The 12919-nt window shown below is 48.0% G+C and carries 12 protein-coding genes; 7 read left to right on the top strand and 5 right to left on the bottom strand.

Annotation, left to right across the window (positions count from 1 at the left end):
- Nucleotides 1–30 precede the first annotated feature (30 nt).
- The 5 genes from SPM24T3_RS25095 (at nucleotide 31) to SPM24T3_RS04170 (ending at nucleotide 4693) form a co-directional block, all read left to right on the top strand.
- Nucleotides 31–1053, top strand: a complete 1023-nt coding sequence (locus tag SPM24T3_RS25095; RefSeq protein ID WP_037377507.1) for a fimbrial protein — start codon at nucleotides 31–33, stop codon at nucleotides 1051–1053.
- A gap of 10 nt (nucleotides 1054–1063) precedes the next feature.
- Nucleotides 1064–1591: a fimbrial protein gene (locus SPM24T3_RS04185; RefSeq protein WP_037377504.1), complete on the top strand. Its 528-nt coding sequence runs from the start codon at nucleotides 1064–1066 to the stop codon at nucleotides 1589–1591.
- Between the two features lie 933 nt (nucleotides 1592–2524).
- On the top strand, nucleotides 2525–3115 hold the full coding sequence (locus SPM24T3_RS04180) for a GNAT family N-acetyltransferase (RefSeq protein ID WP_009635453.1): 591 nt from the start codon (nucleotides 2525–2527) through the stop codon (nucleotides 3113–3115).
- A 10-nt stretch (nucleotides 3116–3125) separates the two neighbouring features.
- Entirely contained in the window at nucleotides 3126–3977 is an 852-nt protein-coding gene (locus SPM24T3_RS04175; RefSeq protein ID WP_009635452.1) for a hypothetical protein, read from the top strand.
- Nucleotides 3977–4693, top strand: a complete 717-nt coding sequence (locus tag SPM24T3_RS04170) for an HAD family phosphatase (protein WP_009635451.1) — start codon at nucleotides 3977–3979, stop codon at nucleotides 4691–4693. The genes SPM24T3_RS04175 and SPM24T3_RS04170 overlap by 1 nt, the downstream gene beginning before the upstream one ends.
- Before the next feature lie 76 nt (nucleotides 4694–4769).
- On the opposite strand, the gene SPM24T3_RS04165 is transcribed toward SPM24T3_RS04170, so the two are convergent.
- From SPM24T3_RS04165 to cutC, 3 genes are all read right to left on the bottom strand, one after another.
- Nucleotides 4770–5615, bottom strand: a complete 846-nt coding sequence (locus SPM24T3_RS04165) for an oxidoreductase (RefSeq protein WP_009635450.1) — start codon at nucleotides 5613–5615, stop codon at nucleotides 4770–4772.
- Nucleotides 5616–5919: 304 nt separating this feature from the next.
- Nucleotides 5920–6399: a MarR family winged helix-turn-helix transcriptional regulator gene (locus tag SPM24T3_RS04160; RefSeq protein WP_037377566.1), complete on the bottom strand. Its 480-nt coding sequence runs from the start codon at nucleotides 6397–6399 to the stop codon at nucleotides 5920–5922.
- A 308-nt stretch (nucleotides 6400–6707) separates the two neighbouring features.
- The gene (cutC, locus tag SPM24T3_RS04155; RefSeq protein WP_009635448.1) at nucleotides 6708–7466 is read right to left on the bottom strand and encodes a copper homeostasis protein CutC; all 759 of its coding nucleotides are present in this window, start codon (nucleotides 7464–7466) and stop codon (nucleotides 6708–6710) included.
- 111 nt (nucleotides 7467–7577) lie between these two features.
- Here cutC and SPM24T3_RS04150 point away from each other — a divergent pair, with 111 nt between their 5' ends.
- Complete coding sequence (locus tag SPM24T3_RS04150; RefSeq protein WP_009635447.1) at nucleotides 7578–8720, top strand: MalY/PatB family protein; 1143 nt, start codon at nucleotides 7578–7580, stop codon at nucleotides 8718–8720.
- On the opposite strand, the gene SPM24T3_RS04145 is transcribed toward SPM24T3_RS04150, so the two are convergent.
- On the bottom strand, nucleotides 8717–9286 hold the full coding sequence (locus SPM24T3_RS04145) for a VOC family protein (RefSeq protein WP_009635446.1): 570 nt from the start codon (nucleotides 9284–9286) through the stop codon (nucleotides 8717–8719). The two genes, SPM24T3_RS04150 and SPM24T3_RS04145, sit on opposite strands and share 4 nt — an antisense overlap.
- 263 nt (nucleotides 9287–9549) lie before the next feature.
- Between SPM24T3_RS04145 and argS the strand changes: the two genes are divergently transcribed.
- Nucleotides 9550–11280: an arginine--tRNA ligase gene (gene argS / locus SPM24T3_RS04140; RefSeq protein WP_009635445.1), complete on the top strand. Its 1731-nt coding sequence runs from the start codon at nucleotides 9550–9552 to the stop codon at nucleotides 11278–11280.
- 71 nt (nucleotides 11281–11351) lie between these two features.
- Here the strand turns inward: argS and murJ are convergent, their stop codons facing one another.
- Nucleotides 11352–12881: a murein biosynthesis integral membrane protein MurJ gene (murJ, locus tag SPM24T3_RS04135; protein ID WP_009635444.1), complete on the bottom strand. Its 1530-nt coding sequence runs from the start codon at nucleotides 12879–12881 to the stop codon at nucleotides 11352–11354.
- Nucleotides 12882–12919 lie beyond the last annotated feature (38 nt).

Below are 12919 nucleotides of genomic sequence, written 5' to 3'. Positions count from 1 at the left end.
GCAAAAAGACCTCTGTTACTGAGAGACCAGATGAAAAACGTCTTGCACAATATTATTTTTTTAATTTCAACACTATTTTCTATGAATGCATTTGCTATGCACTGTACTGCTGATGTTGGAACTTATATTTATGACTATACCACGTCAATTATGTCCTCTTCGAATACAATAGGTTTTATCACACCGTGGATCACTCATTACTCTGGTGGAAGATATAGACTGGCCGGAGGTTGCACGAACCAGACCACCTATTATTCAGGGCTTCCTTCAGGCTCCATGACTTTATCATCCAGAGACGGTGACGGCACGAACTGGTACAACCTGGCTGATAATGATTATCTTCAGGTAGCAGTGCAAATTGGAGTTTTCAATAGATTCAGCGGCTCAAATCCATTCAACAATGTCCCTTTCATAGATGTTTCAGATAATTGCAGCCAATTTTGCCCCTGGTCTTCATTTACCTCATCTGGATCGAGAGTGAATATAAAGCTGAGAATCAAGAAAAAGTTTGTTGGGCCAAGTTTTATTGTCAACGAGCCTATCGCCTATGTATATGGCAATCAGGGGGGGCCCGGATTAGGCCCAGGCCAACCGCTGGCGCAGATTAATTTAAATGCCACAATGACCGTACCCCAAAGTTGCACGATTAATGCTGGAACAGTTGTTGAGTTTAATTTCGGTAATATAAGCGCCCAGTCTTTTGCAGTTGCCGGAGCGGGCCAAAAGCCCAGTAATGCTAATACACTGGAGAAAAGTATTGGTATCGCCTGCAATGATATATCGGCACAAACTACGATGACTTTACGACTCGAGGCCAGTAATGTCAGCGGCAACGCGGTAGTGTCTGATAATCCTGATGTTGGCTTTATTTTGGCAAATTCTGCGGGTACGCCACTCACGCCGAATAATACCCACAGCGTTATTCCTTTCCGTTTAGATGACAGCAGCCGAGCCAATATCTCGCTTGAATCCTGGCCAGTAAGCGTGACCGGCAATCAGCCTGCCGCAGGGCCTGTTACGGCAATCGGTTACTTGCGTGTTGATTTCCAATAGAGAGGGGACAATGAACAAGTCAGCATTATTTAGTCTAATAATCATTACCTTAACTTCAATTCTTTGCTTCGGCTGCCAGGCAGACAGCTTAGGAATGAGCAATGTTCGATTCTCGGCCAACATAGTGACCTGGAGCTGCACCATCAGCTCTGCAAGCCAAAACATTACTGTCAATCTAGGGCAATGGAATACCCGCTCCTATAAATCCTCTGGAATAACCACAACCCCTACCTATTTTTCAATCTCTCTTAATAACTGTGCTAATTCATCAGTCACCACCACCTTTAGTGGTAAGAGTGACCCTACCAATGATCAATATCTGGCTCTTGATTCCACCTCAACAGTCGAAAACGTAGCCATTGAGCTTCTGGACAGTGACAAAACCGAGCTGCCTTTAAATAAAGAATCGCATGCCGTGGTTGTTGGCAGCTCTGGAAACGCAACTCTTGGTTTTTATGCCCGCTATATAACCACCGCAAAAGCTGTTCAGGCAGGCACTGCCGATGCTCAGGCTACCTTTGTCATTAATTACCGCTAAACAATTGATTTAAAACACATAAAATCAAAAGCGTGACGATGCGCTCATTAAATATACTCATTATAAAACAATAAGATACATAGCCAATGCTCACCGCACTGGATGAACTTTAAGACTCGACATACTGATCTTCAGAATTTAATCCTGATCTAAAGCTTTTCTGCAGAGGATTTAATAAAACATTAATAAAAATGAAGTGATTTAGAAAAAACGCAGTTTTATATTAAAAATCCTTAGCTAAATGGAACAATATTAAGCAGTCAGAATTTGCATACAAACACTTTTGTAAAAAAATAAAAAAATTTACTTGATTTAAATCAATGTTTTTTATAGTTTTTAGTGATAGAGCTTACATAAAATTACAAGTGAATCTCTTTGGTAACACAATTGAGTATGTGAAAAAAAACTCCATATCATCTAGTATTGGTTTAACGGAGCTTATGTAACACTAAACTAGTTCTCAGATCCAAGTGGTGCTAGGTCGTCGTAGAAGGGGTCATTGCTACGGAGTATGAAAGTGATTTTGATTGAAAATTAAACGATTAGGGTCACAAGAATGATCAACTGGATACTAAGCGCTGAAACTAACTCGCAGTAAACTCTGGCCACCCAGGTTAAAGAACACGCTGAGTTTGAATTAAACGCTGATGAGCTCATTCCGAGCCATTTACCAGCTACTCTTTTTTGTTATTCCGAAATCAATCTATTCTTTGATGGAATATTGCTTAACGGAAAAAATTTATATTAATAAATAGCGTAGTCACTGTCTTCTCCAGAGTTCTGGAAAAAGTTGACACGGAATCGTCACACTCCAGATCTGATAACGTCACTCTTTAGATAGATTTGTTATTAGTCGGAAATACACTTTAATTAATAAACTTATTATTACTTAAAGTTACTGTTACTTGAAGTCACCACAATTAAGGAGTGCGCATGGACATTATCCAAGCCTATAATGTTACATTGAGAATGTGGGAGCCTGAAGATGTTGAAGGCTATTCGGCAATGGCGGCGAACCAACAAGTCATGAAGTTTATCTCATCAGGTCAGTCACGTCCTAAAGATGTCGTTGAGAAAGAGATTGCCCGTTTTAGAGCCTCTCAGGAACAGTATGGTTATTCTCGCTGGGCCGCCACTCTGGGCGAAGATAAACGTTTTATCGGCTTTGCTGGATTTGAAAAAAAAGAACACGGCATCAACTTTGGAATGCGTTATGACGAACCTTGGTGGGGAACTCCCTGGCCCTTTATTGCCGGTCATCTTGCATTAACTTATGCCTTTGATGTTTTAAAATTGGATCAGGTTCATACCATGACCAATATCAAGAATGTTAAAGCTATTAATATGAACATGAAATATCTTCAGTTAGAAGAATTTACTGACGGTATTTTTGATTTAGAGTACGGCCCTCACCAACGTATTATTTTCAGCCAAGAACGTTTCCAGAAAGTACGTCAGGCAAATGAAGGTAAAATCATCAAATTAGTAGGAAGCAAGCGCTTTGCCGATAACAAAATCAATTAAAGGCTCAGAAATGGAAAATGATGATGTCGTCCTTCTTTGCGATCACGAAGTGTTCCAGGGGGATAAAAAGAATCCTACTTTATGGGCTCTTTGGTTTCCCTTGGGCATATTAGTCGCAATAAGCAGGGTATTCCTGCTGATTATTTACACAGTTTTAATACAATTTTGTTCGGTACATACCAAGAAAAAAACTTATAGAAACCTGCTTCGTTTATTGGGTATCAGGATTACCTGTAACCTCGATTATGACACAGTACAAAAACACACTAACGGGTGCATTGTTGCGGCGAATCACATCAGTGTTTTCGACCACTTTCCTGCACTGGCAATGCCTTTAAGTACGTTGATGGTTCATCATGTTGACAGTTTAGCTGGCAAGGTGATGGGCTTCTTATTATTCAAAGGTTCAGGTTCTTCATATTGGGAAGTTAACAACCTCAAACAAATGATGAAGCAATTCCGGGATTGGAAAAAGTCGCCTGATGGAGTTGCGCTTTATGTGACCCCCGAAGCGACCATAAATAATCGCCGGGGGCTTTTTCGTTTCCGCCCTGATTTTGTGGTAAGAGGCCGCCCGGTAGTCCCCTTGGCCGTTTCTATTAATTTGCCCTTTGGATTAGCGCCGAATCCCATCGACTCATCGGGAGTGATAAAGTTTCTTCGGCTGCTTAGTAGCCCTACGATTCATTTTCACCTGGAGTATCTGGATAAGTTACCTGCCTATGTTTCTGAATCAGAATCGGGCACTGCTCAGCATTATGCCGACCAGATCCAGCAAAAAATTGCCAATAATCTTGCGATTCCGGCGACTCAAGTCACTCGCGAAGACAAACATCAATACCGTGCCGGGAGAAAAAAATAATGGACGTGATATTCGATTTCGACTTCACTCTATTACCCGAAGAAAGCACGGTAGAAGTCTTGAAAATTGCGCTTGAGAGCGATCCTCAACGTTCAGTTTTAATGCAAAGGCTGGCTGACATTGCGCCAAAAGCACTGGCTGGCAAGGCAAGTTTTGCGGAAAACCTTTTCATGCTGCAAATGGCACGCAGGGTCAGAAGGAATCACGTACAACTGTATGTAGAACGCAGTAAAGACCGTTTATTACCGGTTTTTCACCAACTTTTTGCCGACCTGAAACAGGCCAACGCTAACATACACATTATTTCCGGCGGCTATGAAGAGTGGATAAAACCACTGGCCGCAGAATGGGGAATATCCCCTGATAATGTCACTGGCAATCGCTTCCTTTGGTGGCGTAATAACGCCATCGGCCTGCGCCCTTCTCCAATGTGGTCCTCAAAGAAAAGTAAGACATTTATTGTTGGAGAATTACGCAAAAAGAAAATCATCAATAGTCCGGCTTTAATTATTGGTGACGGCACCGCAGACAGAGACGTATGGAGCCGAGGTGCTGTGCGCTGGTGTGTTATTGCAGAGTACTTCAATAAAGAAAGTCTGGAAGATGGCGAGCATTGTTATAAAGCGGCAACTCCTGAAGAAATGTGCCAAAGCGTGTTGCAGATAGTCAATAGTCGAACTCGCGAATCCGCCCACCTGGCTGAACGGGTATCGTGAGTTTACACAGTCTTGTGATATAAAAAATCCCTGCTTATTGGCAGGGATTTTTACTTGGCGCGGTTCAGCGACTATTTTATTTCGGAAAATCTGTGCCGACGGAAGTTTCTTTCCAGTCTTCGATTTCCTTTAATCGCTGCGCCAGTTTCTGCGTGACTGCATCGTGACCCCAAGCCCCCAACACCAGATGCCTTGGCGCATTTTCACTTTGCGTAATGGCAATCATCGCCTGCGCTGCACGTACTGGGTCACCAGGCTGTTTACCGCTGCCTTCTGAAGTGCCCTGCAAACGTTTACCCGCGGTGTCGGCATAGTCGGCAATTTTATTGGGGGTTTGTTGCAAGGAGCGCCCTGCCCAATCGGTACGGAATGGACCAGGCTCGACACAGGTGACGCTAATGCCCAACGGCCCAACCTCTGCCTGAAGCGAATCTGACCAGCCTTCCACCGCGTGCTTGCTGGCAGAATAATAACCGGAACCAGGAAATCCGACCAATCCGGCGACCGAAGTGATGTTGATGATATGTCCGTGACCCGTTTTACGCATAATCGGCAGTACTGCCCGTGTCAGGGCAAAAAGTCCAAAGACGTTGGCATCGAACTGCGCGCGAATTTGATCTTCTTCCCCTTCTTCGACAGAAGATTGATAACCATAGCCGGCATTATTGACCAGCACGCTGATGCTACCAAATTTATCGACCGCCGCCTTCACCGCTTTCTGAATCGCAGCGCTGTCGGTTACGTCCAGCGCCACGGCCAAAGCACGTTCTTCGGCACCCACGACCAGATCTTCAACTGAGCGCTTGTCGCGGGCGGTTACCACGACTTTAAACCCTTTTTTAAGCACTTCTTTCGCCAGCTCTCGGCCAAAGCCGGTTGAGCAGCCGGTAATCAGCCAGACGGGAGTATGTTTAATCGTCATGTCTTTATCCTCATGCTTGTTAATTGTTAGCGCAGTTAAAAGGATAGTCACTCCCCGGCTTCAGGACTGATATTAAGGCACAAAACGATAAATTCAGATAATTCAGCTCAGCTCATTCCACACAAAATCCCAGTACTTCCCATAGAGGATCACTCGAATATCCATTAACATTCAAGTTGAGGTGAGTTGATTTAACCCTTTGTTTGAAAGATGTTTTTTCATGCAGGGGGATGGACTGGGGTGTATTTTATTTTTGCAGAGATGTCATCGCCAGTATGATTAAAATTTTAAATCACCAAAAGTTTTACGGCAGTGCGCTAATAAGTTTCTGACGCAATTCTTTGACTCTGAAAGTGAGATCTGTCAGCTCGTCACAAGAGGTGCCCATCACGGAGATCATATCTGCTGGTACTCCCGCTGCGTCGATTTTAAGCTGATGACCCTGTTTGGTCAGTGAGATAAGGACTCGTCTCTCGTCATTTCCGACATCCCGCCTTCTACTGATAATACCGGTTTGCTCCAGTCGTTTTAATAACTGGCTAAGGGTGCCCGAATCGAGCTGAACACGTTCACCAATTTCCGAAACCGTTACATTGTCTCTTTCCCACAACGCGAGTAATACCAAATACTGAGGGTAAGTCAAACCCAGAGGTTTCAGCCTGGACTGGTAAAGCTTGGTCATTGCAAGGGAGGCAGAATAAAGAGCGAAGCAAAGGAACTGCTCGATAACGACTGGCTCAATAACAACAGGCGCTTCATTTTCAGCAGGGATTTTAGGCACCATTTCTGTCTCTATTTTCATTTCAACCTCAAGCACTTTCGAAGCACAAACTGCGTGCTTTATTGTTGAGCAAAACGCTGGCTTTTAACAGTGGGGTCAATATTGATCGTGATTAAATTGATGTCAATGTCATTACCTGGTTCACAGGTGATCAACACTCTTGCTTTGTGAATACCAAATTCAATTTTAACCTATTGTTTTAAATAAAAAAAGCCCCGCCAAAATGACGGGGCCTGGTACTTGCGCAGGGCGACGCAAAAGGGCCGTGAGACCCGGTAAAGCTTGATGTTTCAGTCCGGCGCGGATGCTTGTTAGGCTGTCCGACTCACCGAACCATCAAATTCCAGAGCATTTTTCATTGCGGCAACGATATCGCCGTCTACACAATAGCGGCTGAATTCATCAAAATCAGTATCAGAACTCATGGTGACACCGGCTTTGCGGTAGCGCATGGCAGAAAGCACCTGCCGACCCGCCGAGCTGTGCAACTCGGTCAAACCAATATCGACAAACTTTTGCAGATTGGTCAAGCGAACACCGGCACCTGCCATAATTATTGGACCACGAGTCAGATTATTAAGTTCACGCAACATAGAAATACCGACCTCGGCGTTTTGTTGCTGGCCTGATGTCAGAATGCGCGCCACGCCGAGCTGAGTCAATTGCTCTAATGCGACCTTGGGATTAAGGCACATATCAAAGGCACGGTGGAAGGTCACTTGCATCTCACCGCACAGCGCCATGACTTCCCACATCCTCGGCATATCAATGTGCCCTTCTGAATCAAGCATGCCTATCACCACGCCGGGAAACCCAAGGTCGCGAATGCAGGCAACATCACTTTTCAGGACATCAAACTCACTTTGGTTATAGCAAAAATCCCCGCCTCGCGGTCGAACAATCGGATGAACAGGCACAGTCAATTTTTCCCTGGCCAGTTTCAATGTCCCATAGCTTGGAGTAATGCCACCGTCGGCCTGGCTTGCGCAAAGCTCGACGCGATCCGCTCCGGCCTCTTCGGCCGTCAAAGCACAGTCCACGCTATAACAACACACTTCTAACTTAGTCATGTGATTTCTCCTGATTCCGCCCCCATGCTACAACACTTGTTTGTAAGGGGCCATGTCGCGTAGGCTCAAGCAAAAGCATCCTGCTAAATTGCCTGCTTAGGAAAGCTAACTATGACATTCAATTTTGATCAATGGGTCGACCGCAGTCACAGTGATAGCGTTAAGTGGAACAAATATCGTGACTCTGACGTCATCCCTTTGTGGGTGGCCGATACAGATTTCAAATCACCGCCAGCAGTAATTAATGCGCTGCAACAGCGAGTTGCCGAAGGCGTATTTGGCTATGGTTCTCCCCCGCAGGCACTCATCGAGAACATTGTTAGCAGGATGCACAAAAGATATGACTGGACGATTAAGCCTGAATGGATTGTCTGGTTGCCGGGTTTGGTATGCGGACTCAATCTCGCCGTGCGGGCTTTTACGACCGCACAGCAAGCCAGTATCATGCCTTCGCCGATTTACCCTCCTTTTATGCAGGCGGCTCAGTCAGAGGGCAGAAGATATTTTTCAGCCGTTTCACATCAGCAGGATAAACGCTGGATAACCGACTACTCACAGCTTGAAACCAGGCTGGACGGCAGTGAAAAATTGCTGATGCTGTGCAACCCTTATAATCCCGGCGGCACGGTTTATCGCCGAGAAGAGCTTCTTGCTCACCTGGATTTTGCCCAGCGCCATGACCTGATTGTTTGCTCCGATGAGATCCACTGCGACTTATTGCTAGAGCCGGGACTGTGCCACATTCCTTTTGCATCTTTGAATGAAGAAGCGGCTAATCGCAGCGTGACGCTGATGTCACCGTCAAAAACTTTTAATCTTGCCGGATTAGGCGCTTCATTGGCGATCGTCCCCAATGAAGAACTGCGCCTCAAATTTGCCTTGACCGCGCAAGGGATCGTACCGCATGTCAATATTTTGGCCTTTGTCGCGGCAACCGCGGCCTACAGCGACGGCCAAAACTGGCTGACAGACCAGCTGACTTATCTGCGTGGTAATCGTGATTTGGTCTTTCAACGTATCAACGCCATGCCCGGTCTGAGAATGCTGAAAAATGAAGGCACTTATCTCGGCTGGATTGATGCAACAGAAGCCCAACTGCCCTCGCCTTATCGTTTCTTTTTAGATGCCGGCGTTGGATTATCAGACGGAAAAGATTTTGGCAGCCCGGATTTCGTGAGGATCAACCTGGGCTGTCAAAGGGCGCTGCTGGAAAAAGCGCTGGACCGCATGGAGTCTGCGCTGGCCGCTCGTTAGCCCTGTTCCCGTTCGCTGGCTACAATTTCACGCAGGCTGTAAGGGTGAAACTTGATGGTGACTGTTCCATCGGTGATAGCCAGCGTCGGGTTCGGTAAACGCTCATGCTCGCCTTTTGGCGCGCTTTGTTTTAGCTTGATGCCCGGTGCGACCAGCGCTTCGTCGGCCAACGCGGCCAGTGCACGCGGGTAAAACCCTTCCGCGCCGCCGCTCAGCACAAGCTCAACGTGCTCCCATCCTTCGTGCGGATAACGCTTGTCGCCAGGATAAGGCAGCTCAATCAAGTCAATCTCCCACGGCCCGACTTTCAGCGGCTGCGCCAGATCATACAGGCAGATTGGCCTGCCATTGATCTCCGTTTCATTGAGCAGTGAACCGCACTGCTCAAATCCTTTACGCCAGCGGTCGGCGGTGGCGTTTTGGTGACAGCGAACAGAGATATGATCGGCATAAAAATCTGCCAGTTCCAGCTGCAATTTTTGCGCAAAGGCTTCTAATAATTCGGTAAAACGCGGCAGATCAGCCACCAGGTCGTTAAGTTCCGGCACGGTGTTCAAAGTGGTCATCGATTTTTCTCTTTGGGTGGCATGGGGCGCTTAATTTACACAACCCCTTGGCGTGTTGCCAGTCTATCAATGCGGATTAACCGACTAATAGCGCGGGATATTGCCCTGCACATTACTGACTCAAGTTGGCTAATATGATATAAAAGCGCATCAGTAAAGTCAGGGGTAGGCAATGGGCCAAATAGTGCTCAGTGGTCGCCCATGCCAGTCAATCAAGTTGACACCATTACGGTGTTATAAGTTTAGTCATTTAAGGTAATCCGGTGAATATACAGGCCCTTCTATCAGAAAAAGTATGCCAGGCACTCGTTGCCGCAGGTGCTCCGTCAGACGTCGAAGCTCAGATTCGTCAGTCTGCAAAAGCACAGTTTGGTGACTATCAGGCCAATGGCGTGATGTCCGTTGCTAAAACATTGGCAATGCCACCACGACAACTGGCAGAAAAAGTCGTGGCGCTGTTAGATCTGTCTGGTATCGCTTCTAAAGTTGAAATCGCCGGTCCTGGATTTATCAATATTTTCCTCGACAGCGGCTTTGTTGCCACCAACGCCGACGCCGCACTGGCCGACGCTAAACTGGGTATTTCCCCAGTTGAACAGCAAACCATCGTAATCGACTATTCTGCGCCAAACGTCGCGAAAGAAATGCACGTGGGTCACATACGCTCCACGATTATTGGTGATGCCGCAGCGCGCACCAACGAATTGCTGGGCCACAAAGTTATCCGCGCCAACCACGTCGGCGACTGGGGCACACAGTTTGGTATGCTGATTGCCTACCTCGAGAAAGTGCAGAACGAAAACGCTGGCGAGATGAAACTCTCCGATCTGGAAGAATTTTATCGTGCAGCCAAGAAAAATTACGACGAAGACGAAGATTTCGCGCTGCGCGCACGCGCCTACGTAGTCAAACTACAGGGCGGTGATGAATACTGCCTGCAAATGTGGCGCAAGCTGGTTGATGTGACCATGGTGCAGAACCAACTTACTTACGATCGCATGAATGTCACGCTGACGCGCGATGATGTCATGGGTGAAAGCCTGTACAACAGCATGCTGCCGGGCATCGTGTCAGACTTGCAGGATAAAGGTCTGGCGGTAGACAGCGAAGGTGCCGTGGTTGTATTCCTTGATGAATACAAAAACAAAGACGGCGACCCGATGGGCGTAATCATTCGTAAAAAAGATGGCGGCTATCTGTATACCACCACCGATATCGCCTGCGCGAAATATCGCTACGAAACGTTAGGTGCCGATCGCGTTCTTTATTACATCGATTCTCGCCAGCATCAGCACCTGCAGCAGGCGTGGACTATCGTGCGTAAAGCCGGTTATGTGCCGGACTCTGTTGCGCTTGAGCATCACGCTTTCGGCATGATGTTAGGGAAAGACGGCAAGCCGTTTAAAACTCGCTCCGGTGGCACCATCAAGCTCTCCGATTTGCTGGATGAAGCCATTGTTCGCGCGCGCGAGCTGATTTTATCCAAAAAACCGGACCTGCCAGCCGAAGAACTGGAAAATCTGGTCAACGCCGTGGGTATCGGTGCAATCAAATACGCTGACCTGTCGAAAAGTCGCACCACTGACTACATCTTCGACTGGGACAACATGCTGGCGTTTGAAGGTAACACCGCGCCATATATGCAATACGCTTACACTCGCGTGGCGTCTATCTTCAAGCGTGCCGACATTGACGTGAGCAGCCTGACTGCACCGATGGTGTTGACTGAAGACCGCGAGCTGGCACTGGCAACCCGACTGCTGCAGTTTGAAGAAACCTTGACTCTGGTTGCGCGCGACGGTACTCCGCACGTAATGTGCGCTTACCTTTATGACGTGGCTGGCCTGTTCTCCGGTTTCTACGAAGACTGCCCAATTCTTAACGCTGAAGACGCCAACGTGCGTAACAGCCGCCTGAAGCTGGCGCTGTTGACGCAACGCACCTTGAAAACCGGTTTGGATACTCTGGGTATTGAAACTGTAGAACGGATGTAAACTCGCTGTTTCAGATAAACCAAAGGCCGCTAAATGCGGCCTTTTTTATTGTTAAAATAAGAGGTTAAGTGCTAGCTACGCGCATAGTCCTTCACTTTGAACCCGAGCAGGCCCAACGCGGCGAAGTACACGACTACCCCCACAACCACCACAGCGGCAAGGCGCAGAAGGCGCATTGGCATGCCGCCCAGTGACCAGTCTGGCATCACGTACATCATGCCCACCAGCGCAGCGGCCATAACGATTACCGCGATGAACAGGCGAGTCAGGAAGCTCGCCCAGCCCGGTTGCGGTTGGAAAATATCCTGCTTGCGAAGCTGCCAATAAAGCAGTGAAGCATTCAAACAGGCCGCCAGGCCAATCGACAACGACAGCCCCGCGTGTTTCAACGGACCTATAAATGCCAGATTCATCAGCTGAGTCATGATCAGGGTAATGATCGCAATTTTAACTGGGGTTTTAATGTCCTGACGCGAATAGAATCCCGGCGCCAACACTTTGACCACGATAAGCCCCATTAGACCGACTGAATAAGCGACCAGCGCGCGCTGGGTCATAGAAGCATCAAAAGCGTTAAACTTGCCGTACTGGAAAAGTGCGACGGTCAGCGGCTTGGCCAAAATACCCAATGCTACCGAGCTCGGCAGCGCCAGCAGGAAACATAGACGCAGCCCCCAATCCATCAGGCGGTTGTACTCTTTATGGTTGCCGCTGGAGAAACTGCGCGCCAAAGAAGGCAGCAGAATCGTCCCCAACGCCACGCCCAGCACGCCGGACGGAAACTCCATCAAACGGTCGGCATAATACATCCACGACACCGATCCCGAGACCAGGAAAGAGGCGAAAATGGTATTGATAATCAGCGAGATCTGGCTGACGGAAACCCCCAGAATAGCCGGCCCCATCTGGCGCATCACCCGCCATACGCCAGCATCTTTAAGATTCAGTCGCGGCAACACCAGCATGCCGATTTTTTTCAGGTGCGGCAGTTGGTAGCCTAATTGCAGCACTCCACCGACCACCACGGCCCACGCCAGTGCCATGACCGGCGGATGGAAATACGGCGCGGCAAACAGTGCAAACACCAGCATGCTGACGTTAAGCAGCGTGGGAGCAAAAGCCGGGATCGAGAAGCGGTTCCAGGTGTTGAGGATAGCGCCCGCCAGCGAGGCGAGCGAAATCAGCAGAATATACGGGAACGTCACGCGCAGCAGCGCAGAGGTCAGCGCAAACTTGTCAGGCGTATCGGCAAACCCCGGAGCGGTCACATAAATAACCCACGGAGCAGCAAACATTCCGGCGACGGTCACCAGCGCCAGCACCAACGTCAGCAGTCCGGAGACAAAGGCGATAAAGGTGCGCGTCGCCTCTTCCCCCTGCTGGCTTTTATATTCGGCAAGGATCGGCACGAAGGCCTGAGAAAACGCGCCTTCGGCAAAAATACGGCGCAGGAGATTCGGTAATTTAAAGGCGACGAAAAAGGCGTCGGTCACCATACCTGCACCAAACACTCGGGCAACTACGGCATCGCGGGCAAAACCAAGTACCCGGGAAAACATCGTCATTGAACTGACGGCGGCTAAAGACTTCAGTAGATTCATGTGACTTTTTCTTGTGGCCGGTAAACTGCGAAACAGCC

Source organism: Serratia sp. M24T3, from assembly GCF_000257645.1.
Classification (GTDB): domain Bacteria; phylum Pseudomonadota; class Gammaproteobacteria; order Enterobacterales; family Enterobacteriaceae; genus Rouxiella.
This window is presented reverse-complemented; position numbering and strand designations above follow the sequence as displayed.

Excerpts from the sequence above, each read along its gene's own strand:
- cutC (WP_009635448.1), bottom strand. The coding sequence starts at position 7,466 with ATGACTAAGTTAGAAGTGTGTTGTTATAGCGTGGACTGTGCTTTGACG.
- SPM24T3_RS04180 (WP_009635453.1), top strand. The coding sequence starts at position 2,525 with ATGGACATTATCCAAGCCTATAATGTTACATTGAGAATGTGGGAGCCT.
- SPM24T3_RS04170 (WP_009635451.1), top strand. The coding sequence starts at position 3,977 with ATGGACGTGATATTCGATTTCGACTTCACTCTATTACCCGAAGAAAGC.
- SPM24T3_RS04160 (WP_037377566.1), bottom strand. The coding sequence starts at position 6,399 with ATGGTGCCTAAAATCCCTGCTGAAAATGAAGCGCCTGTTGTTATTGAG.
- SPM24T3_RS25095 (WP_037377507.1), top strand. The coding sequence starts at position 31 with ATGAAAAACGTCTTGCACAATATTATTTTTTTAATTTCAACACTATTT.
- SPM24T3_RS04185 (WP_037377504.1), top strand. The coding sequence starts at position 1,064 with ATGAACAAGTCAGCATTATTTAGTCTAATAATCATTACCTTAACTTCA.
- SPM24T3_RS04165 (WP_009635450.1), bottom strand. The coding sequence starts at position 5,615 with ATGACGATTAAACATACTCCCGTCTGGCTGATTACCGGCTGCTCAACC.
- SPM24T3_RS04145 (WP_009635446.1), bottom strand. The coding sequence starts at position 9,286 with ATGACCACTTTGAACACCGTGCCGGAACTTAACGACCTGGTGGCTGAT.
- SPM24T3_RS04150 (WP_009635447.1), top strand. The coding sequence starts at position 7,578 with ATGACATTCAATTTTGATCAATGGGTCGACCGCAGTCACAGTGATAGC.
- murJ (WP_009635444.1), bottom strand. The coding sequence starts at position 12,881 with ATGAATCTACTGAAGTCTTTAGCCGCCGTCAGTTCAATGACGATGTTT.
- SPM24T3_RS04175 (WP_009635452.1), top strand. The coding sequence starts at position 3,126 with ATGGAAAATGATGATGTCGTCCTTCTTTGCGATCACGAAGTGTTCCAG.